Source organism: Serratia sp. P2ACOL2, assembly GCF_003691565.1.
Lineage (GTDB): Bacteria > Pseudomonadota > Gammaproteobacteria > Enterobacterales > Enterobacteriaceae > Serratia > Serratia liquefaciens.
Genome location: NZ_CP033162.1, coordinates 315,216 through 337,121, shown reverse-complemented (window position 1 = coordinate 337,121; position 21,906 = coordinate 315,216). Strand labels below are relative to the sequence as shown.

13 protein-coding genes, 1 tRNA gene and 1 pseudogene are annotated in these 21,906 nt (G+C 50.4%); 4 read left to right on the top strand and 11 right to left on the bottom strand.

Annotation, left to right across the window (positions count from 1 at the left end; genetic code table 11):
* Positions 1 to 88: 88 nt before the first annotated feature.
* Genes EBA31_RS01640 through EBA31_RS01625 form a run of 4 tightly spaced genes read right to left on the bottom strand, consistent with a single transcriptional unit; the run spans position 89 to position 11,827 of the window.
* Positions 89 to 5,932 (bottom strand): DEAD/DEAH box helicase, encoded by a 5,844-nt coding sequence (locus EBA31_RS01640; RefSeq protein ID WP_122076880.1) that lies wholly within the window; start codon positions 5,930 to 5,932, stop codon positions 89 to 91.
* 19 nt (positions 5,933 to 5,951) lie between these two features.
* Positions 5,952 to 8,039 (bottom strand): hypothetical protein, encoded by a 2,088-nt coding sequence (locus EBA31_RS26730; RefSeq protein WP_162302862.1) that lies wholly within the window; start codon positions 8,037 to 8,039, stop codon positions 5,952 to 5,954.
* Positions 8,040 to 8,051: 12 nt separating this feature from the next.
* On the bottom strand, positions 8,052 to 10,595 hold the full coding sequence (locus EBA31_RS01630; protein WP_122076876.1) for a hypothetical protein: 2,544 nt from the start codon (positions 10,593 to 10,595) through the stop codon (positions 8,052 to 8,054).
* Positions 10,592 to 11,827 (bottom strand): DNA cytosine methyltransferase, encoded by a 1,236-nt coding sequence (locus tag EBA31_RS01625; RefSeq protein WP_122076872.1) that lies wholly within the window; start codon positions 11,825 to 11,827, stop codon positions 10,592 to 10,594. The genes EBA31_RS01630 and EBA31_RS01625 overlap by 4 nt, the downstream gene beginning before the upstream one ends.
* Before the next feature lie 276 nt (positions 11,828 to 12,103).
* Here EBA31_RS01625 and EBA31_RS01620 point away from each other — a divergent pair, with 276 nt between their 5' ends.
* Positions 12,104 to 13,111, top strand: coding sequence for a DUF4917 family protein (locus tag EBA31_RS01620; protein WP_122080572.1), 1,008 nt, complete (start codon positions 12,104 to 12,106; stop codon positions 13,109 to 13,111).
* Positions 13,112 to 13,714: 603 nt separating this feature from the next.
* On the opposite strand, the gene EBA31_RS01615 is transcribed toward EBA31_RS01620, so the two are convergent.
* From EBA31_RS01615 to fic, 4 genes are all read right to left on the bottom strand, one after another.
* On the bottom strand, positions 13,715 to 13,918 hold the full coding sequence (locus EBA31_RS01615) for a HipA N-terminal domain-containing protein (RefSeq protein WP_122076868.1): 204 nt from the start codon (positions 13,916 to 13,918) through the stop codon (positions 13,715 to 13,717).
* Positions 13,919 to 13,920: 2 nt separating this feature from the next.
* Complete coding sequence (locus EBA31_RS01610) at positions 13,921 to 14,169, bottom strand: helix-turn-helix domain-containing protein (RefSeq protein ID WP_012005023.1); 249 nt, start codon at positions 14,167 to 14,169, stop codon at positions 13,921 to 13,923.
* A gap of 212 nt (positions 14,170 to 14,381) precedes the next feature.
* Positions 14,382 to 15,017 carry a carbonic anhydrase gene (locus EBA31_RS01605; RefSeq protein WP_012005022.1) on the bottom strand — a complete coding sequence of 212 codons (636 nt, stop codon included), beginning with the start codon at positions 15,015 to 15,017 and terminating at the stop codon, positions 14,382 to 14,384.
* Between the two features lie 254 nt (positions 15,018 to 15,271).
* Entirely contained in the window at positions 15,272 to 16,348 is a 1,077-nt protein-coding gene (fic, locus tag EBA31_RS01600) for a protein adenylyltransferase Fic (RefSeq protein WP_122076864.1), read from the bottom strand.
* A 335-nt stretch (positions 16,349 to 16,683) separates the two neighbouring features.
* Between fic and EBA31_RS01595 the strand changes: the two are divergent.
* Positions 16,684 to 16,785: pseudogene (locus EBA31_RS01595) on the top strand (IS3 family transposase); the annotation flags it as partial.
* 104 nt (positions 16,786 to 16,889) lie between these two features.
* Here EBA31_RS01595 and EBA31_RS01590 read toward each other — a convergent pair.
* From EBA31_RS01590 to lptF, 3 genes are all read right to left on the bottom strand, one after another.
* A tRNA-Leu gene (locus EBA31_RS01590) sits at positions 16,890 to 16,974 on the bottom strand.
* Positions 16,975 to 17,409: 435 nt separating this feature from the next.
* Positions 17,410 to 18,480 carry an LPS export ABC transporter permease LptG gene (lptG, locus tag EBA31_RS01585; RefSeq protein ID WP_020825022.1) on the bottom strand — a complete coding sequence of 357 codons (1,071 nt, stop codon included), beginning with the start codon at positions 18,478 to 18,480 and terminating at the stop codon, positions 17,410 to 17,412.
* Positions 18,480 to 19,574 carry an LPS export ABC transporter permease LptF gene (gene lptF / locus EBA31_RS01580; RefSeq protein WP_020825021.1) on the bottom strand — a complete coding sequence of 365 codons (1,095 nt, stop codon included), beginning with the start codon at positions 19,572 to 19,574 and terminating at the stop codon, positions 18,480 to 18,482. Before lptF ends, lptG begins: the two co-directional genes overlap by 1 nt.
* Before the next feature lie 280 nt (positions 19,575 to 19,854).
* On the opposite strand from lptF, the gene pepA reads away from it, so the two are divergent.
* Entirely contained in the window at positions 19,855 to 21,366 is a 1,512-nt protein-coding gene (gene pepA / locus EBA31_RS01575) for a leucyl aminopeptidase (protein ID WP_044554022.1), read from the top strand.
* 84 nt (positions 21,367 to 21,450) lie between these two features.
* On the top strand, positions 21,451 to 21,900 hold the full coding sequence (locus tag EBA31_RS01570) for a DNA polymerase III subunit chi (RefSeq protein ID WP_044554261.1): 450 nt from the start codon (positions 21,451 to 21,453) through the stop codon (positions 21,898 to 21,900).
* Positions 21,901 to 21,906 lie beyond the last annotated feature (6 nt).

The following is a 21,906-nucleotide window of genomic DNA, read 5'->3' as shown; positions in this document are numbered from 1 at the left end:
GTTATGCCGTGGCTTAAAAGCGCTTTCGCATTGAAAGCGCCTTCGACTAAAAACATCAACCAGTAACAACGAACGCTATTGCGATATTTTAACTCCGTTTAAGATTCGCCAGCGCACGCAGCGGTCGTCTTTCCAGTTCAAACGTATCAATGAATAGTAGTGGCGACTCCCCGCCAGCCAATCCAAAAGAGTCAATCAGGGCATCATGTTCGGCTTCTCTCCATTGCCATAAAGGATGCGTTACGGCCGCTCTCCAAAGTTCTTTCCCATCCTGTATTTCGATAAGAACAGGTAATGAATACTCTTTTAACAATTTGATCGTTGCTGGTCGTAGTGCCTCGACGTCTTCCGCTAACTCAAATGCTCTTTGTCGCCATCCTTTCATCTCTGGCTGACTCCAGTCGGCGGCATTCAGACCACATGCGAATTCGGGCATAACCATCGCCCGTAAATAGGCCATACCTAAACGCCAGTCCAGCAAGCCGTGATACCGACGGTTGCCATAGCGCTGTATGCATTTGTAACAGGCTGTTTGACATTGAGCAGGATGATCCTTCTTCAGAAAGTCAACCATTGGCCAGACGCACTTATCTTCCAGAATCTCATGCAATAATGTGACGATCAAAGGCGGACCGCCAGCGATGGCAGGCTCGGCAAGTCGTCTGCATAACCCTGAACCATTGATCAACGCGTCGGCGATTTGCAAGATGGGTTTACCAAGATGCACTCGGGGTTCAAGCATTTCGAATTCATCTGGCGAAACATCCAGATAGAGTGCTGCCTTATGCGTCAATATCTGGGTCGCGCTAATAGCAGCAGCGCGCGTAGGCAAATTCATGTACTCGCCGTATCTGGCGACCATGTCCAGATTAAGGCGTGCATCGAATTTAGTTAATTCGATATGAAGCGATTCTGTCTCTTTGCTTGATACAAGCCCAAAACTTTTTTTCTTGCCGCTACATTGCCAGCGCGGGTTATTGTGCGACTCCAACCAACCTGAATCGATAGCCTGTTCACCTTTAACTGGCGGACAATAAGTAGAAAAGGGCATTGGTGCTTTTAGATCATTTGCCAGGTCAACAGTAAATCGTTCACCTTCCTTTTCTCCATTAATGGGGCCATCATTGAGGCGAAGAATGGTCACTTCGCCGCGTCGTACAGTGAAAGAGTCGCATTTTGTTGGAACACCCTCATGCAAAACTGTCGCTGTGGTTTTCAAGGACATGCGGATAAAACTATCCATATCGTCTTTGGGTTTGAAATCCGTGCGAAAAGCTGCTGGCGTGATATAAAGCCTGAATTCTTCAGGACTGATCGGCGCTCGGCAATCCTCACAATTAATGTCGTTGTCAGGTTTATGTAGCTCCAGCTTGGCGGAACCGCATGCAGGGCAAATTGCTACATGGCTGCACGACTCCTGCCATGAGCCTACCACCGAAATATCCGATATTCGGTTGTTCTGGATCTGTGGTTCCTGGTAATTTCCTGTGAAGCCTATTACCTCATGCTTTTTCTTATCCTTGATCAATACCGAACCAGGAGCATACTCGAAAACTGCGAGATCAAGATCGCGATCCATCGTCGACCATTCGTATTCTTCTTGAGCGTTTAGACCTTTTGTTTTACGTAATCCCAAATAAAGGTTTCGCACCCGAGTCGGCATTCCATACATCGGCAGTTTACCGTGCTCGGCCAGGAAACGTGCAAGCCCCATATCGTCTTCAGGGACGTAATCCTTCAGTTTATCGATTTCATCAATTATGCCTTCCGCATTTAATGCGGAATAAAGACGTCGTTTTTGCTCTGGATCGAACGTTGCTGCCTCAATAAAGCGATCATGTATATTCTGAGTTGTTCTCAACGCTCCCAGTAATCGTTCAGCCCAATTCACTTTATCACTAAAATAGTAATCATGCGTAGAAACATATTCACCATGAATATCAGGCGGAACGAGTTTATCTCCAGGGAAAGCCGTTCCTTTTTTATGATCCTCTTCGCGTAAAAGATTAAATGCAGCTCTAAGCCATACTTTCCGCATAAGTCTTAATGGAATGGCATGGTGATCTACCGCCAGGAAAGGCGGCGGCGGCGAATCGCCGGTGATTGCATGAGGATGAGCAAAATAGTATGCATCATGAGTACGTCCGCGACAAAATGTGATAACGAAGGAAAAAGCTTGGCCGCGTCGCCCAGCTCGACCGACTCTCTGCTGGTAGTTAAACCGCTGAGGCGGCATGTTGGCCTGATAAACCGACTGAAGTGAGCCGATATCAATTCCGACTTCCATTGTCGTAGTAACGGCAAGCATATCAATTTCTGTATCTAGCTTTTCAAGCTCACTAACTTTATCGACAAAAATCCCCTTGAACTTACGCAGACGATCGGAGAAATCATCCGTCTGCCCCGTCAATTCTTCGACGTTCAGCCGGAAACGTTTAACTCCGTCTCGCTCTCCACGTACAATGCGTTTACCAAGAAAATTGTCTTCCCATAGATCTTCGACAAACCCGCTGGGTTCAAGATCGAGTGGATTTACGCAACGGGTACAATATTTAAACCCTAAATGTAAGTGAATTCGCCCACAGTTACCGCATTGCCAGTAATTATCGCCAGGTTTGGTGACCTTAAGAAACAACTTGCCGATACTAATTAACCCCGCCGGATGTTTCAAATCAGCAAACTGCTTTAATACATGTGTCAAACCATCTTGATAGTTGTTATCACCGAATAAAACCCTGGCGATTCGCTTAATCTTTTCTTTTTCGACATCTTTCCCAAAACACCAATCACGAGTGCGACCTTCATCGTAATATTTATTCTCTTTAACACGATAGGCACCGGAAAACACCCGTAGCCAAGCATCAATTTCCGGCATTTCATCTTTATCTGAGATGCATGGATATGCCAGCCCTGTTTCTTCCAGCGCGAAAAAGGTGTTGGCAAAAATAACATCATCTATCAGTTCAGACTGATCTAACGATATTTTCGTTTTTATTTTCATTCGTTCATGAGAAGGAAGCCTTTCACTAAATCTAATAGCCTCCCCTTCTTTAATGAAATTAGCATACCAAACAGTGCTATCATTCTCATCTGAATTAGAACGATATTTATAGGGTGATATTCCCAGCCCGACGAGCTCAGATGTAATTCTTCCGATTGAGTCGCCTTCAGACTCCAGTAATTTGTCGATTTTTACCCGTCGATATTTACAAAGCTCAGTAATTCCGACTTGCATTTTTTGAAGGTCATGCAGTCTGATATACTCATCATAATCTCCAGATTGTTTAGCTTTGGCTTTCCTGTCTTCAATATCCTCGTCTGAAATGTACCTGCTTTCGGCCTCGTTAATCATCGCTCTGGAAGATGCGACCAATATTTCCCTGCGTAGATCACGTAAGTGCAGCCGTTCGATTTCCAGCGCCATTGATGCCGCATCCTGTCGACTGTCTGAGAAAACAATACTCTTTGCTTCCGCACCAATTGCATGCAGTAATTCAAATAGCTCCGTTGCTACCAGTTGGGATGATTTCGTCACACCAGTACGAAATGCGCGAATGGGCGTTCTGGAACGATTGCTGGCAGGCCGGTTGGAATAGTCAATGCCGCAGTTAGGGCAGCAGAAAGGCTGCGCAGAAGGGCTCTTCGCCGGCTCGCCTTTTTTAGGCTTAACCGGATTCTGGAAATAGAGATACCCGCGAACCACGCCAGTACTTGTCGGTGATATATCCTGCCCAACAGTCACTATGCCAGTAACAGGATTAAGTGCCGCCTTATCCCAGACATCCCAACCTTTTTCGCAGCCTGCTGGACTTTTATCTGACATATCGACAGGCCAGAAAACCGCAAACTCATCCAACGTCATATCATCGTAGTATTCTGCGCCGGGGCGTTCTGGAAGATTTTCCAGATTGGTTGCCGAAGGTAATAATTCGATGGTTTTACCGTGATTCTGTCCCTTCTGACCGCCGATCAGTAACTCACCGCACGCTTCACAATACAGCATTTCGAACAAACGGCGACCACGTTTTCCGTCTGGGGTTGATGGCGCATGTGACAAGCCTCGTTCCAGACAAAAATCGGAGAATTTCGCCTTTTGCTCTCCCGGCGATACGGAGGCGAAGAAGCCCTCAATATTTCTGACAAATGTATGCACGCGAAAAGCTGGAGTGACATTGGCAGGTTTCTCGCAATTTATCCCAGATTCCGGCAGCGCGCGTAACAGCATTAACCCGCGCAATGCTAATTCCAATTCATCTTGATTACCCGTGTCTTCCTTAATAAAAATCTTATCAATGATTAACCCCGGCGGCATCGCTCGCGGCGACTCGCTGCCTTCTTCTATGCAAGCATTGGTCAGCAGCGCAGCTGCTTTTTCTGCTGCTTGTTTAATACCTTGCATGCCATTTTGCGCTTTCACGCCCAGAGCCAGGAAGACATTAGACAAAGCCTGACTCAGCGCGTCCGTCATGTTCAGATTACGAACGACGTTTTCCTGCCCCTCAAGGGCAACCCGCATCAATGCGGCGAAAGGCCACACGGCGATTTTTCCTTCAGGTTTTGGTGGTATATATGGTTTTCCCTGAATAACGCAATTACGCCAGAAGTCAGGCTTATCGCTACCGGGATCCAGAGAGTCGCGGCAAGTGCCAAAGGGGGCAAAGAGATCCCGAAGGTATTTCCGTGATTGTTCTCCATCCGCGCCATCCATCGGAAGGGATGCAGATGACGCCAGCAAACGCAGTTTGTAACGATGTTTCGGGTCATCAAGCCCGAGTCTGATAATCAGCGACTTAATCAACATTGCGGTTTCGGTTCCAGCAGAACCACGCATTAAATGCAGCTCGTCGAATACCAGATAGAAGTACGCGTCGTTGTTATTCATCAGCCATTCACGCGTAGCATCAAAAATACCGTCTTCAACTTCTCGCGAAAGCATAGCCCCTAGCATTGAGGCGTTAGTGACGAGAACGTCAGGCGGGGCTGCCTGCATATCCCAGCGAGAAACCATTTCCCCACCGTCTGTCGAAGGAAATATATATCGGGTCTTTTCCGAAACGTTTCCTTTTTCTTCGTCGAATGCACGCGCAGCCTGCTGATCGCTATCAATTCGCTTCAACGCCTTACGTAATTTTTCAAGATTACGAGCACGGCGACTTTTTTCCGATTTGACTCCGGAAAGACGTGGATGGCTGGCATAGCCAGTAATCGGTGTTGCACTGGTATATTGCCCAAAGAAAATCCGATTCCCGGCGAAGCGATGCTCCATCACCTGCCGCGCATCATCGGAATCCAATGTTTTACGCAAGCGCGCCATTTGATCTTCGACCAGTGCATTCATTGGATAAAGTACTAATGCCCTGACTGCTGCCGGACGTTTTTCTCCTTCGCGACGAGAAACCCAGTTTGTTTTTTCGCCATTCCACCACTGATTTTGCAGATAGCCGTCGCAAGGCGAGGCCCAGTTTACTGCCTCATTTGATAATGCAGCCAATATAGGCAACATGAAACTTTCCGTTTTTCCCGAGCCTGTACCCGATGTCACAATTCCCGGGCTACCGGGACGAATACCGCGCTCAAGCATTTGAGTCTGGTGGCTATACGGTGCATGGAGTGAACGACGCGGCCAAACCTCGTCGCCAGGTATCGAATCGAATAGACCGGATAACGCCAGTTCGACAAACGCTTTCCGACCTTTGGGATACAAACTATTTAGTGGCCCGCGCTCCATCTCGGCCAGAGCTTCAAGCGTTTTATCCGAAGACTCATATCGTAGAACAGGTTCAATATAGGGCTCCGCGGCAAATTCCCCGCTGCTATTCAAAAGATTGCGTCTTGAGGCCGTGACGAAAGGATCGGCAATTCGGAAGTTGGTTTCTATATACGAAATGAAAAAGTCCTGAATGCGGCGAAAACCGCCAATCGGATCTAACATGAATTCCTTCTCCTGCTGTTTAATGGGCGCATAGATCGTTATTCTGTAAATCGGCGTATAAATCGACTAAATGCTTCTGATGCGCTTTATTTTCATCATCGAACGGCACGGCTTCATGCGCCGTTCTCATCGCCAGTAGGGTATTTGCCAGATCCAGACGTCCGGCTGACATTTCATCCGCGATAGCGAGTTTGTCTGGGAGCGAACCTTCTGATGCCGGGCCAGGATCCAGCTCGCTATGATTTTCTAAAGAAAGATGTAAAGGAGACAGCGCAATCGCATCACGAATGACTACGTTTTCCATCCGCAGGCGAAGATGTTTTTCCTTTATATTCTCCGCTTCTTCACTATCTTCGTTTTCAATGGTGCCGCAAATCAGAAAGCGTCGGGGTAAATCGCCACCGTGCAATCGGTCTTTTAGCGCTGGCAACCAGAAACGCGCGGCAGAACATTCGACACGCTCAATGACGGCGAGGATCGTTCGGGGACAGGAAGCTTCGCTCAGCAATAATCCCTGATAAAGTGGCGTCGCCAGATTATTTCCCGCACGAACCCAAAGGTCTTCGCCGGTAATCATCGTTGGATCGGCGATGTGCCGGATGGAGCGGCCTGAAGAAATTAGCGATTCGGCAATAGCAAGGAAGTCCTGCGTTTCAGGGCCAGATAACAATGGACATTCTCCTGCCAACATTAGTGCCAGAAATTGCGTCATGAGTATCTTTCCGTCGGGCGTCAGCAACCTGTTCTCTCTAACGGTTTGACCGAATTCTTCGCAGGATACGACTCTCGTTTGCACCGGGAGGCGCACTTCGGGGATCGCTGAGTAAGCCATGCGACGCGCCTTTTCAGTAATAGCGATATCCATTTTTTCGAGTTCAATTTGCGCCTGAGCAGTACGTTCTTCAACATCGGTTAAAGACACCAAACACACTTCACGCTCGCAGGTCAGGGAAGCCAGTATCTGTTGCTGATTTTCGTTCTGAGCGCATAAATCAGCGTTGGCGTCTTTCAGACGGCTAATTTCGCTTTCGAGATACGCTTTTTCCTGTTTGAGCGTTTGTTCTATCTCCGCTTGCTTTTCTGCAAAATCAACCTGTAATTTTTCTTCTTCGAGCTGCCGTAATTGTGCGATCTCCTCTTCGATCTCGCTTTTCCTTGTCTTCTCAAAAACAGCCATTTCCGTTTCAATAGCTTCTCGACGTCGCAGGCGTTCAACAGAAAACTCTTTATCGAGCGCCTTATGCTGTTCGGCGCGCAACGCGACTCGCTCTTCTTCCGCAATGTTTTGTATCTGATGGTCGAGAAGGTGGGCGATGTGCTGGTCCTTCAACACCGCTTCGGTAAACTGACGAGTAAGCGAATCCTCTTCCTCCAGTTTCTTAGCCAGCTCTCCTGCACGGAGCGTTTGAGCAGCAGCCAGAAGAGCATCGACGCCGGAAGTTAATTTCCCGTTTTGTTCATTTGTATGCACCCGAAGCCATGAAGCGATCGCGACCGTCGAATCAGCGCAGGAAAGTAGTTGAATAACGTTTTCGATGTACTGCTTATCCGGCGTCCAGTCATGGATACAGGCAGGTGACGCATCGACATCGGGCATATAAAACGATTTTCCGCTTTCAGATATGCCGGATACGGAAATCACGACACCTTCATGGAAATCATATTCATAGACGTTCTGGCTTTTGGACAGGATCAGACAACCTGATTTCGACTCAGCCAGATTAGCCAAAATCAGACCATCCGGCCCAAAACGGATAGCCCATAATCCCGGTTCGCCATCTATCGTTATGCCATCGAAACTCAATTGGCGACGCGTTTCCAGCAGCGACTGGCCAGAAGATAAATCATAATAAGGATAAATACGGCGGGTATGTTTCGCCTGCGCTTTGTTGCGTATGCCGGGCCCAACATGAAAAGCGGCCCATTCACCCTTACGAAGCGGCAAAGCATCAGCCTCGTTAAACTCAACTTCTCCCGTACGAGGGAACAGTTTCTTAGGGTTCTCGATCGTGCGCCAACCACCAGGCGTTTCCTGCGCGATAGCTTTGAGGTAAGACTGATAATTTCTGCGATCAAATTGACCAAGATACCAAGGGATTTTACTCATCTTTAATTTTCCTTATAATCCCGGCGTCAGCGTTAGCCGACCGTTTCGCCATATTGGACGTATTTTTCCGCCGGAATGGCGACTAGCGGAAACTAAGCGGTTTATATCGCCCTCACCGTCTGGAAAGAGGGAATAGAAACATCCAGGAAGCAGCGATTCTAGCCAGCGGAATGAGGCGTCATCGACAGGATAGGCGTAACCGGAGTCCACCGGACCTCCGTTTCTGAGCGAGTGACGCCGTATTCCCGCAGCCAGCACATCGGGTAGGCCGCAATCATTAATAAGGCATAGCAGATGATTTTTGGCAACGCGTTCAAACACGGGTTCCCGGTTTTTCGCGCCAGCGGCGATAATAGCGGCGGTTCGGGAAAGATAATGCATCGTTTTTCGCCCGGAAATGACCCGATAGATATCATGATCTCGCCCGCCAGGATGAATATGAAGTGACAGGGACGCGGATTCTTTCTCTAAACCATACTGCTGAAATCTTCGTGAACGCCAGTTCCAGACCGCCGCTGGCTCGTGTAGTTCAGCGGTACGTTCCGTCGTGACAAGTGAAAGCGGTGTTGTATCGGATGACGATGGGGCTTTTATAAGCGGCCATCCCAGACGCTGAGATAATGCAACAGGATTAGCGAGTACGGCCCCAAATACAGGGGGAGACCAGAGGCTTACGCCACGACGACGGAAACTTTCCCCGCCCAGCCCGGTGACCGCTTTTTGAAAATCATCTATCAGACTGGCGCAGACAGCACCTTCCACAACAACCAGAGAATTTTCTCCGTTGCAAATATGAAGCAACGAAGGTTTAACCAGCGTCCATGCCCGCCCCTTCCACCCAGGGCGCAGGCGTGGCTGGATCAGACCCGCATGATGTAAACAACGAATCAAATGCCATACGTTGATGTTGCCACCCACACGCCTGAGAAGCTCGAATAACTCGGCTTCCTCCCAGCCGCTGGCTCCGCTGGCGTAAATCGCCTCCAGAAGATAATCGCAACATGCTTCGCTATCTTCCCACTGAAACAGTTCTTCGAAATTAAACGTCGGTGCCTTTGGTGAAGAAGTCGACCAGTCGCAAAGCGGTTCAAACCGGTATCTTGCGCTTTCGCCTAAGGTCGGGTGCGGTACGGCGCGAGTGAAAAAGCGCGCACGCCGCCGCCACGGCGGTGTTTTTTCTCCCACTTCAGGGGCCGGTTCGATAAAAAATTCACCATTAAGTGGCGATGAAGAAATCAGACGACCATCGGCGACAGAAATGTCGGCTCCCGCATCATCATTCCGGGATGAATATATTTTATAGTGCTGCGTATCCGATTCGACAGAAGGTAAAAACGCCGGTAATCCCAGCCATCCACCAGGGACTCGTATTCCACCGTATAGCTGAGGGCGCGTAACGTCATCGTCGCCTGAAGAGGATTTTACTGCGCGAAAAATATCTATCGCTGAAACCCGCTTCAGCGGTTGCGTCGTTAAAATCCACTCACATTCGTCAACATAGCTTCTAAGGCGCTCGCTCATTCTTACAGAATGTCTACTGGATAAAGCAATATGGAATTGCTGCGAATAGTCGTCAGGAGACGGTTTCGCTCTCCAGCGTCCATGCCCTGTTTGATGAAAGAAAATTAAGCCTGCCTGCATCGCTTTCCCCAGATTGTCACTGTTTTCGGCGGAAGTGGCTACAAGAGCTTCGGATAACGTAGCATAGAAAATAGAGTCGCCATTTTCGCTGAAATAACATCGCGAACCATCGAAATCAACGCACATATCAATAATTGCCTGATGCGTCGTTATACTGGAAGACAACTCGGCAACCCGTTGGAGCAGACGCCAGAACGGCATATCGAAAAGCGCGCGACGTCCCAGTATCCAGGCGTCCCTGAACTCAGTGAAGGAATCCTTCAGAGCTTGAGAAACCTTTTCTCTCTGAATAACAATCTGAAAGTAGGCGATTAATTGCCGTGGACTGGCGGCGGCTTGCGGATGGCGCTCAAGACATTCTCTCATCAGGCGTAGATCGGCTTTGTTCGGAAATGCCAGACGTAGGGTGTGTCCTATCTGTCGCCAACCGTCCTGCGGCGGCAGGATGAGTCGTCTGTATGGCTCGCCTTCGTGAATACGTTGCTTAAGCCATTCGGCTAATGCTTCCCACATCGCGTTAATGCCGGATAAATTCTGAAAATGGTGCCCGGTTCGCAGCCAGTTTTGCAACTTCAGGCGAAAATCATTATGTTCCTCATGGGCGTCAGACTGACTACTGATAAACAGCGTCATGACAAGATAAGTAAAATACCCGGGTGATCGGCGGGTCGATTTTTCCATCATGCCATCTTCAAGGCGCAGCGACAGATCCGGTATTCTCGACATGTACGACCGGAATGCTTTTTCTACCTCATCAGCGCCGGCTTCGCTCCCGGCGAACGCCGCGGCAAGCGTTGACGGCGTAACCTCAAACCAGCGGATGTCCCGGGCATCGCCGTCAACGCCGCTCCTGAGAAAGTAATCGATGAACTTACTTTCCCATTCGTCAGGCGTGACAGGCGGCATCCATGTCATTCTGATATGTTCTCCATTTGAAGATAACCATTTCGGACGACCATCGCCAGAGGCTCCAGTATACGTTCGGCCAGAAAACGAACGGAAGGAACGGCAAGGCCGTCGCCGATCACTTTAAATGCCGATTGATACGTAGCCGGGAGGATAAAATCATCCGGCAAACCCATTAATGCCGCCGCTTCTTTGACCGACAACAAACGTGTTTTCACCTGATTGCCGTTGACAACGATAATACGAGGACGGGAAGCTCCGCCTTTCGGGGTTCTCAGGCAACCGAGAACAGTTGAGAATGTCATTTCGGCCCGTTGCCGATTGACGCCTTTTTCTTTGCGCATGCGTAAGTAAAGGCTGCCTATCATTGTCTCGCCGGATTCCTTCGCTTCTACCAAACGCGCCAGATTCGCCGGAGCCATCATACTAATAAGCCGCCGGGTTTCATCGGTAGAGTGCCATAGCGCATTTGTGTCTTCACAATCTATTATATCAGCCAGTTCCTTCATTCTGGCTTCGGGCATAATGCCGGGCGACCACCAGACCCAGTCATCATGAACTTCTTCCGACAGTGCATCGAAGGCGCGAAGAAGAGACGACGAATGCCATTGAGGAAGAGGCTCTTTTGAAACCAGATATCCGGGAATGGATATCTGACGACTAATCGCCACAAGAAAGACGCGGGGTCTGGATTGTGGAAGAAAGTGTTTTGCATCAATGATTATTGCGCCATAGCGGTAGCCCGTTTTACTTAACTGATGGCATATCGCGGCGAAATGCCGCCCTTGATCCAGCGTCAGTAATCCAAGTACATTTTCAAGAACAAGAATCGGCGGCCTACGATTTACACGGCCTAGCTTGCTTATCAAATCGAGAAATGGCCATATCGCGCCGGAACGCGTAGTTTCATCCGCGCTGGAATCTATTTCTCCGATCCCTAGGCCATTGCCGGCCAGCGATAAATCCTGACAGGGGAATGAGGCCCAGGTTAAATCAGCGTGCTGCGGCAGGTCATCGGGAGTGATTTCGCATACATTACGTATGTCGAAATGCTCGTTGCCCCAGTTGTCAAGGTAGGTCGACGCTTTTATCGGATCCATGTCGTTGGCGAAAAGGCATTGCCACTGTTCTCCGAGACCAGCTCGGGCCATACCGCCGCCAGCGAAAAATTCATAGAAACTGAACTCCGCCTCGTGAGGTTCCGTTAAATGATTGTCACCCGCGACAGTTTCAATGCTCATGATTGGACCATAAAATAATATTGCTGAATCGGGGCATCACTCTACTTCCTGAAAGGATAATCTTAACTGGATAGTTTATAAAATCATGAAGATAATATCTATATGAATAAATGTACGAGCTATGTAGAAAAGTTTAGAAACCAGCTGAAAACAAAGATGATTTTTTCCTTCATCAAATGAGGCTATTGAAACGATGACGAAAAAATGCAAACAGTCGGCACCTTCGCCGTAAAATGTTTGTTATTTAAAAATTCACTACTGGAGCTGATACCTAAAATGTTGTTTCCCATTTTCCCTTGGTCTGAGCTAGCACCACGATACGATGGAACTATTTTACTGGGCAATGGTGCAAGCATCGCCGTCAGTCCTCGTTTTGCGTATGGATCCCTGCTTGAATACGTCACGCAAAGAGAGAGTCTGGAGGAAGATGTACGCAGACTTTTTGACTTTTTTAAAACGAAAGATTTTGAACTTATTCTGCGTATCGTTTGGCAGGCATCTAACGTCAATAAATCTTTAGAAATTGAGGATACCCGTACCCATGATGCCTATCTCCGAATCCGCGAATGCCTTATTCAGGCTGTACGAGATGTGCATCCTGAGCATGATGAAGTTGATGAGCAACTGCCATATATTTACGAATTTCTGAAAAAATTCAACACGGTTATTTCGCTTAACTATGACCTGATCGTTTACTGGACAATGACATATAGCCTGGATATCAACGATCATCACCGATTTAAGGATTGCTTTCTTGCCAGAGGTCTTTTTGAACAGGATTGGCAACGGTTAAGAGGGATGCTTGGAAATGAAAAATCTAATACGCTTGTTTTTTATCCACATGGCAGCCTTATATTGTGTCGAAATCGTATCGAACAGGAGAGTAAAATTCATATTCAGAACGCGGGTTTGCTTGAATCGATTCTGAAACGTTGGCAAAGCGAGGAAGTCGTTCCACTGTTTGTGAGCGAAGGAACACATGAACAAAAAGTTAACTCGATTCATAGCAGTTTTTATCTATCAACGGTTTACCGGGAAGTTCTCGCTGAACAGCGTGAGAATCTTGTGATTCTAGGCTGGGGGATGGGCGAGCATGATATACATCTGCTAAAACGAATGGCTGGAACGGGTATAAAGCGAGTCGCGGTATCTGTTTTCAGAAGAGACCAAGCATATTGCAATAGAGCTAACCAATTAATCAAAGATAATCTTGGGCAAAAAACTATGATAGAGTTTTTTGACAGTGAAAGTCCCGGCTGCTGGAATCAGCTACCAGAAATTTGATGAGGGGCTCTAACTGTTAACAGTGTGTGGACATAGCTCAGGCGGCGCGTTATTAGGCTATGTTCCTTTAAAGATTTAAGTAGAATAAAATTTTCATTTTTCCAATTGAATAGTTCAGTAATTCGTTATGAGCGTCCCGACACTGGATGGGTTCTAATTTCACCTTTGCTTATCCCTGAACTCTCGTTAAGCCGGTCCCCCTTCTATTCAGAACCGCAAGAACATTAATGGGATTGCTTCCCCCCACCCATATGACCATGATTTAACTTCTCCGATTAGAAAGTGGCTGCATTTTTTATGTTGGAAAATTAGCTGTTCTTTTGGAGGATAAGAACTAATCAGACAAACATTGGGTATCTATTTCATCTGGATTTGTTATTGCTCATGTCGGATGAATAAAAAAGACTTTGACGATGGCTAGATGGTACCGATAAAACTCTATAACTCCCTAAAGAGTTGTGCATTTCTACCAGCATCTTTCCTATCCCGCAAAATAGTCAGGTGATAGTTGCGCTAGTACAAAAATCAATCAAAGGCGTCGTGTTGTGACCCATGCCTAGCATGTGAGGAATCCGCACATAAGCTGAGAATCGCAGATTTTTTCTAGCGAATAATGAATTGTCGAAAAAAGTTATACACCACATCACCGCGGAATGGTTCTGGTTGTAGCGGCAGGGATAACGATATGGCGCGCGCACCGGCTTGTGTCAGCCACTCCTCGTGGTAAACAAACGACATCGCGCCGCCTGCATGCTTTTCCAGCGTCCCTACAACAGTACCATTCAGCGCCACGCGTAGCTTTTCCATGCTCACCACTCCTGATCCCAGGTCTTGGGATCGACCGGCTTGCCACGCGGGGTGACCTGCAGTTCCAAGTCCAGCGCAGCAAGCAGTTTGAACAACGTCTCCAGCCGGGTACCGTCCGGGTTGTTTTCAAACGCGGAAACCGTCGCCTGTTTTAACCCAACACTGTCAGCGGTTTTGCTTTGGCTTTGGTTACGCTTTTTACGCTCGTTGCGTAATGTATGCGCCAGCATCTGTGCCGAGGTGATTTTCATTTTATCCTCCCAAGCGGATGAAATGAGTATTATCCCCTATAACGGATAAAGCAAATATTACCCCCTATAGAGGATAGATGCCCTCGCCATATCGTGGGATCTGCTATGGCTTTTAGTGAGTATCAAAAGCGGACATGATTATTTAGATCTGCCCCTAAAAAAATCCACGCCGAAACGTGGATTGAATTTCATAGCTAAAGCCAAACATCGCTTTATTCGAAGTGAACTGCGGGGTTATCCGCCAGTGACACGAAATTCTTCGTATTTTTATCCAGCGTGCGGATCTCGCCACTTTCGATGTCGTACACCCAGCCGTGCAGACGCAGGCCATTGTTGCGCAGGCCCACGGCCACGGATGGGTGAGTCTTAATGTTATTTAGCTGGGCGATGACGTTCTCTTCGACCATAGCGTTAACTTTGTCGATTTCGTTATCCCAGGTTTTCTTCTCTACCACCGCTTTGGCGGCGTCAGCATAATGCAGCCAGTGGGCCACTGCCGGCATCGGGTCAAGGCACTGGCAAGAAGCTATCGCCTTCATGGCGCCGCAGTTCGAGTGGCCGCAAATCACGATATCCGTGACGCCCAATGCCACCACCGCGTATTCGATGGTCGCAGACACCCCGCCCGGTTCCGGGCCAAAGGAAGGAACGATATTGCCTGCGTTACGGATAACGAAAAGCTGCCCCGGGTCTTGCTGTGTCACAAGCTCGGGTACCAGGCGGCTGTCAGAACACGAAATAAAAAGCGCTTTAGGGTTCTGGCTGGAGGCAAGGCTGCGGAAGAGTTCCTTACGCTGTGGGAAAATCTCTTTCTGGAAGCTGAGGAAACCTTCAATGATATGTTGCATAACACGCTCTCTGGATCGGTAGTATCGATAACATGATAATCATCACTCCCGGTTAGTCCAGTATCTCTTGGATAGAAATGAGCGTTTAGGGCACTGCGAGACGTGCCTGCAAAAGTGCCAATGACGAGGTGCGGCAACGCGGTTAAATTGGGGATAACCGCTTTCTGCGCATTCTTTAATTGAGGGGTGACCGTGAACTCCCCCCACTTATTGAGCACGGGTAGGTCGTTGCCCCTACCTTAATGGGTATATAACTACTGATTCAATTCCTGTAGCAGCCTGGTGTTGATATACAGCTTTTCACGGCCAACTCTCATTTCCTCCAGAATACCAATTTCTACCAGTTGCTTAAGATACGTTGATGCCGTCTGGCGCTTGGCTACACCGCGTTCCACAAGGTTATCGATCCGGCAATACGGCTGCGCAAAAAGCACCTGGATAAGTTCATGGGTGTAAATTTTCGGCAGCTTCTCGCGCACATATTCTGTGGTTTCTGCCATCAATGCCCGCACAATCGATATCTTGTCAGTCGTCCACCGAGACGTATTCTCTACCGCCTCCAGCATAAACAAGATCCATGATTCCCAATCCCCCTCTTCTGTCACCCTGCGCAGGAGCATGTAGTAATCGTCACGCCGCTCCAGGATGAAGTGAGATAAATACAGAATAGGCAGCGAAAGCAGCCCAGTCTGAATCAAATACAAGATATTCAGGATACGGCCCGTTCGCCCGTTCCCGTCAGGAAAGGGATGAATGCACTCAAACTGATAGTGCGCAATAGCCATTTTTACTAGTGGATCTAAATCATCATCGCCGTGTATGAATCGCTCCCAATTCGCCAGTAAGTCACGAATAGCGTCTTCACCCACGGGGGGGGTGTACACCGCGTTTTTGTTCTGATCGCGCAATACCGTACCCGGCGTTTTCCTGATATCGGTTTGCACTGCGCGTAATTTGGTACAGAGAGTTATCGCGGTGTTTGTACAGAGCGGATAAGCCTCAAGGTGGGTGTAGCCATCATAAAGTGCTGTACGATAGCGCAGCGCTTCCTTGGTGGCCGGATCTGCACCATCTGCGCGATCTGCATACTGGAAGAGCTGATCGCTGGTAGTCACGATATTCTCAATGCGCGAAGAGTCTTTCGCTTCCAGCATAGGAAGGATATTTATCAGTAAACCTTGATCGGGGATCAGCTCACCTGCAGTTTTCAACTCTGCGATCGCTACGCGCGCACTTATGCACGCTTTGAGTACATTGCGCGTTTCAACACGCTCCAGATCGGGCGGCAGTATCGGCAAATCGTTGTAAGGAGTTTCAGGATCCCAGTTCATATGTTTATAAAAACCGTTTTCATCGACATATAGCCATCTTATGTCGATGCCATAAACATGTCACGCCATCATGTTTAAAAAATTGCATTTTATCGATATATCACCGGAACCTGTCGATACCCTGGATCTATCCCAGCCATATGTTTAAAAAAACGAATTTCATCGACACAGAGTCGGAATATGCCGCTGTCATAAACACGTTGGGGGATTAGGTTTAAAAAGGTCATTTTTATCGACCTATCTGGATATGCAGCGTAGCTTGCCTGCATAAATTGATTGCACTGCCGAGAGTTTTCCTGCCCGTTGGGTTAACTCACTATAAAAATCAGGGCATGGCCCGGGTGGATATCTTCGATTACATTGAAGTGTGCTACAGCCGTACCCGGCACCATAGCCATCTCGGTGGCGTCAGCCCTGAGGCCTTCAAAAAGGCCTCGCCGCGAGGACAAAAACTGTCTACCGGAACGGGGGCACTCCACCATGCCAAATTTCAGGCACAAAAAAACCACCTTTCGGTGGCTTCTTGTTCGCGCTGTACTAATGGTGCCGAAGGCCGGACTCGAACCGGCACGTATCTCTACGGTTGATTTTGAATCAACTGCGTCTACCGATTTCGCCACTTCGGCACTGCAAGTAGTATGCGGAAAACGGGTGCATTATACCTTTCAGCGATCCACGTGCAACACTTATCCGTTGTTCAATGAGTTAAGTGCTGAAAAAATCGTCGCCGGGGTCACATTGGGTTCGTTTTTTGGGCGAGTATGGCGTGTCTATCGGGGATAACTGTGGCAAACGGCACGGGCACGGCATGCGGCGCCCCTACGGATGACATCGGGGATAACTGTGGTAAACGGCACTGGCACGGTATGCGGCGCCTCTACGCATATCATCGGGTATAACTGTGGCAAACGGCACGGGCGCGGCGTGCAGCGCCCCTACGGATGATATCGACGATAATGTGCACTGTGCATAGCATTATCAGCAGTAGCGCGCTGCAGAGTTCCCAGAAACAAAAAAGGCGTAACCGCATGGCTACGCCTTTTAAATCGTCTGTCGTGCCGCTACTTGCGTTTTAGCAGCATATACACGCTGATCAGCAGGAACAGCATGCTTGGCAGCAACGCGCCCAGTACCGGCGGCATGTTGTACACCAGGCTCAGCGGGCCGAATATCTGGTCCAGCACGTAGAACAGGAAGCCGAAGCTGATACCGGTCACCACACGCACGCCCATCGGCACACTGCGCAGCGGCCCGAAGATGAACGACAGCGCCATCAGCATCATCACCGCGACGGAAAGCGGCGAGAACACTTTGCTCCACATGTTCAGCTGATAGCGGTTGGCTTCCTGGCCACTCTGTTTCAGGTACTTCACGTAGTTGTGCAGGCCGCTGATCGAAAGCGAGGTTGGGTCCAGCGCTACCACGCCCAGTTTGTCCGGGGTCAGGTTGGTTTTCCATTCGCCTGTCAGCGTCTGGGTGCCGGTCACCTGCTTTTCATTGGTCAGGTCGGAGGTATCCACCTGCGAAAGCTTCCACACGCCGTCTTCAAAGCTGGCGGTGGCGGCATAGCGCACCGTCTCCAGCCTGCGCTGGTCGTTGAAGTGGTAGATGTTGACGCCGGAAAGCTCTTTCTCGCCCGCCACGCGCTCGATGTAGATGAAGTCGTTGCCGTCCTTCGCCCACAGGCCGTTTTTGGTGGAAAGCAGCGAGCCGCCGTACATCTGCTGCGCGCGGTAGTTGCGCGCCATCTGGTCGCCCTGCGGTGCCACCCACTCGCCAATCGCCATGGTCAACAGCACCAGCGGGATAGCGGTTTTCATCACCGAGCCGGCGATCTGCATGCGGGTAAAGCCGGAAGCCTGCATCACCACCAGTTCACTGCGCGTCGCCAGTTGCCCCAGCCCGAGCAGTGCGCCCAGCAGCGCCGCCATCGGGAAGAAGATCTCGATGTCTTTCGGTACGCTCAGCAGGGTAAACATCCCGGCGCTCAGCGCCGTGTACTCGCCCTGGCCCACTTTACGCAGCTGGTCGACGAACTTGATGATGCCGGAAAGCGACACCAGCATGAACAACGTCATGATGATGGTGTTGAAAATCGTCTTACCGATATATCGGTCTAAAACGCCAAACATCAGGCCGCTCCTCTCAGGCGTGCACGCAGCTTACGCATCGGCACCGTATCCCACAGGTTTAGCGCCAGCGCGATCGCAAAGTACGCCGCGTTGACCACCCAAAGCCATATCATCGGGTCCAGTTTGCCCTTGCCGCCGTTGGAACGCAGCGACGTCTGCAGCAGGAAGAAAATCAAATACAGCAGGATGGCCGGCAGCATGCTGAGCACGCGGCCCTGGCGTGGGTTGACCACGCTGAGCGGTACCACCAACAGCGCCATGATCACCACGGAAAGCACCAGCGTCAGGCGCCAGTGGAACTCGGCGCGCGCGTCCGGGTCGTCAGACTCCAGCAGCGTCTGCATCGACATCTGCTCGGCCTGGTTGCCGTCCACGGCGACCGTGCGGTGGCCGACCACGGCTTTATAGTCGTTGAAATCGGTAATGCGGAAGTCACGCAGCAGCGCGGTGCCTTCGAAGCGGGTGCCCTTGTCCAGCGTCACCACCTGCGAACCGTCTTTCATCTGGTTGATCTGGCCATGCTCAGCCACCACCACGGATGGGCGTTGGTTGCCGTTCGGCCGCAGTTGCGCCAGGAACACGTCGTTGAAGGTGCTGCCTTTTACGTTGCCGATAAACAGCACTGCGTTGCCGTCTTGCGAAGGTTTGAACTGCCCTTCCGCCAACCCGGCGATGCTGGGGTTGGCTTTGGCTTCGCTGATTACCACGTCCTGATAGCGCGAGGCCATGGGCCCGGCCCAGAACACGTTGACCGCCGCCACGGCGGAGGTGATCAGCGCCAGCACCATCGCGGCGATAATCAGGGTGCGTTTACCCAGCCCGCAGGCATGCATCACGGTGATTTCGCTGTCGGTATACAGCCGCCCAAGCGTCATCAATAAGCCGAGAAACAGGCTTAACGGCAGGATTAGCTGCGCCATCTTCGGCACACCCAATGCGAGCAATGAAAGGACTAAATTTGTCGGGACATCGCCGTCCACCGCATCGCCTAACACCTTGACCAGGTTCTGACAAAAGAAGATCAGAAGCAGGATGAAAAGGATCGCGATTTGGCTCTTTAGCGTTTCCCGTACCAGATATCTTATGATGATCACGCTTATTACGCCTGTGAAAACTTGTCTTTTTGCAGGAAAATCGATAGTTTCATCGCTAATCCGCCATTTATTCTCATCATATGGCAACCAACACAGCTAAAATAGTATTACAACATCTAGCATTTGGGTGTCCTATAGGAACTTACTTATAGTCGCCAAAACAGAGCAATTTACGCCGTTCAGGTTAACATAGTTAGTTAACTCAATGGCGGGAGATCGTTACGGAGTACGTTATTCTAGCCGTAGCGCCTGCCTTTGTCTTTAAGATTCAGGAGAGTGCATGGAGTTCAGTGTAAAAAGCGGTAGCCCGGAAAAACAGCGCAGTGCCTGTATTGTAGTCGGCGTTTTCGAACCGCGCCGCTTGTCCCCTATCGCAGAACAACTCGACAAAATCAGTGATGGTTATATCAGCGCTTTGCTGCGCCGTGGCGAACTGGAAGGTAAAGTCGGGCAGACGTTACTGCTGCACCATGTGCCTAACATTCTCTCCGAACGCATCCTGTTGATTGGCTGTGGCAAAGAGCGCGAGCTCGATGAACGCCAGTACAAACAGGTGATTCAAAAAACCATCAATACCCTTAACGATACCGGCTCCATGGAAGCGGTCTGCTTCCTGACCGAGCTGCACGTGAAAGGCCGCAACACTTACTGGAAGGTGCGCCAGGCGGTGGAAACCGCAAAAGAAACGCTCTACACCTTCGATCAGCTGAAAAGCAATAAAGTGGAGCCGCGCCGTCCGCTGCGCAAAATGGTGTTCAACGTGCCGACCCGCCGTGAGCTCACCAGCGGTGAACGCGCTATCCAGCACGGTCTGGCCGTCTCTTCCGGTATCAAGGCAGCGAAAGATCTCGGCAATATGCCGCCGAACATCTGTAACGCCGGCTACCTGGCCTCTCAGGCTCGTCAGTTGGCGGATGCCTTCAGCACCAACATCACCACCCGCGTCATCGGCGAACAGCAGATGAAAGAGCTGGGGATGAACGCCTATCTGGCGGTTGGCGCAGGGTCGCAGAACGAATCGCTGATGTCGGTGATGGAATATAAAGGCAACCCGAACCCGGACGCCAAGCCGATTGTGCTGGTGGGTAAAGGGCTAACCTTCGACTCCGGCGGTATCTCGATCAAACCTGCCGACAGCATGGACGAGATGAAGTACGACATGTGTGGCGCTGCCACCGTGTACGGCGTGATGCGCGTGGTGGCGGAACTGAACCTGCCGCTGAACGTGATCGGCGTACTGGCCGGCTGTGAAAACATGCCGGGCGGCAGCGCTTATCGTCCGGGCGACGTGCTGACCACCATGTCCGGCCAGACCGTCGAGGTGTTGAACACCGACGCCGAAGGCCGCCTGGTGCTGTGCGACACCCTGACCTACGTTGAGCGTTTCGATCCGGAGCTGGTGATTGACGTTGCCACCCTGACCGGCGCCTGCGTGATCGCGCTGGGCCACCACATCACCGGTCTGATGTCGAACCACAACCCGCTGGCACACGAACTGATCGGCGCGTCCGAACAGGCCGGTGACCGCGCGTGGCGCTTGCCGATGTCCGACGAGTACTACGAGCAGCTGGACTCCAATTTTGCCGATATGGCGAACATTGGCGGCCGTCCGGGCGGGGCTATCACCGCAGCCTGCTTCCTGTCGCGCTTTACCCGCAAGTACAGCTGGGCGCACCTGGATATCGCCGGCACCGCCTGGCGTTCCGGCAAGGCCAAAGGCGCAACCGGCCGTCCGGTAGCCTTGCTGTCTCAGTTCCTGCTCAATCGCGCGGGGCTGAACGGCGACGATTAAATCTGAGCGGTAATTCAGGTATAATCCCGAGGGGCACAGCATGCTGTGCCCCTACATTTTTTATTGGCAGCGGTGAATCAGATCATGAAACAGGCAACGTTCTATTTACTCGAACACGCGGAACCGGCAGGTGCGCTCAGCGCGCATGAGGCCGTGGCCTGCGCCGTTGCCGCCGAACGCTGGCGCTCCGGCAAGCGGGTGTTGATCGCCTGCGAAAGCCAGGAACAGGCCCAGCGGTTGGACGAAGCGCTGTGGCAGCGCGATCCGCACCAGTTCGTGCCGCACAATCTGGCCGGCGAAGGGCCGCACTACGGTGCCCCGGTCGAGCTGTGCTGGCCCGGCAAACGCGGCAACTCACCGCGCGATCTGCTGATCGCCCTGCTGCCGCAGTTTGCAGATTTTGCTACTGCTTTCCATGAAGTGGTAGACTTCGTCCCTTACGAAGACACCTTAAAACAGTTGGCGCGCGACCGATATAAAGCTTATCGCAGCGTCGGCTTCCATTTGACCACGGCAACGCCGCCAACTCACTGAACAACG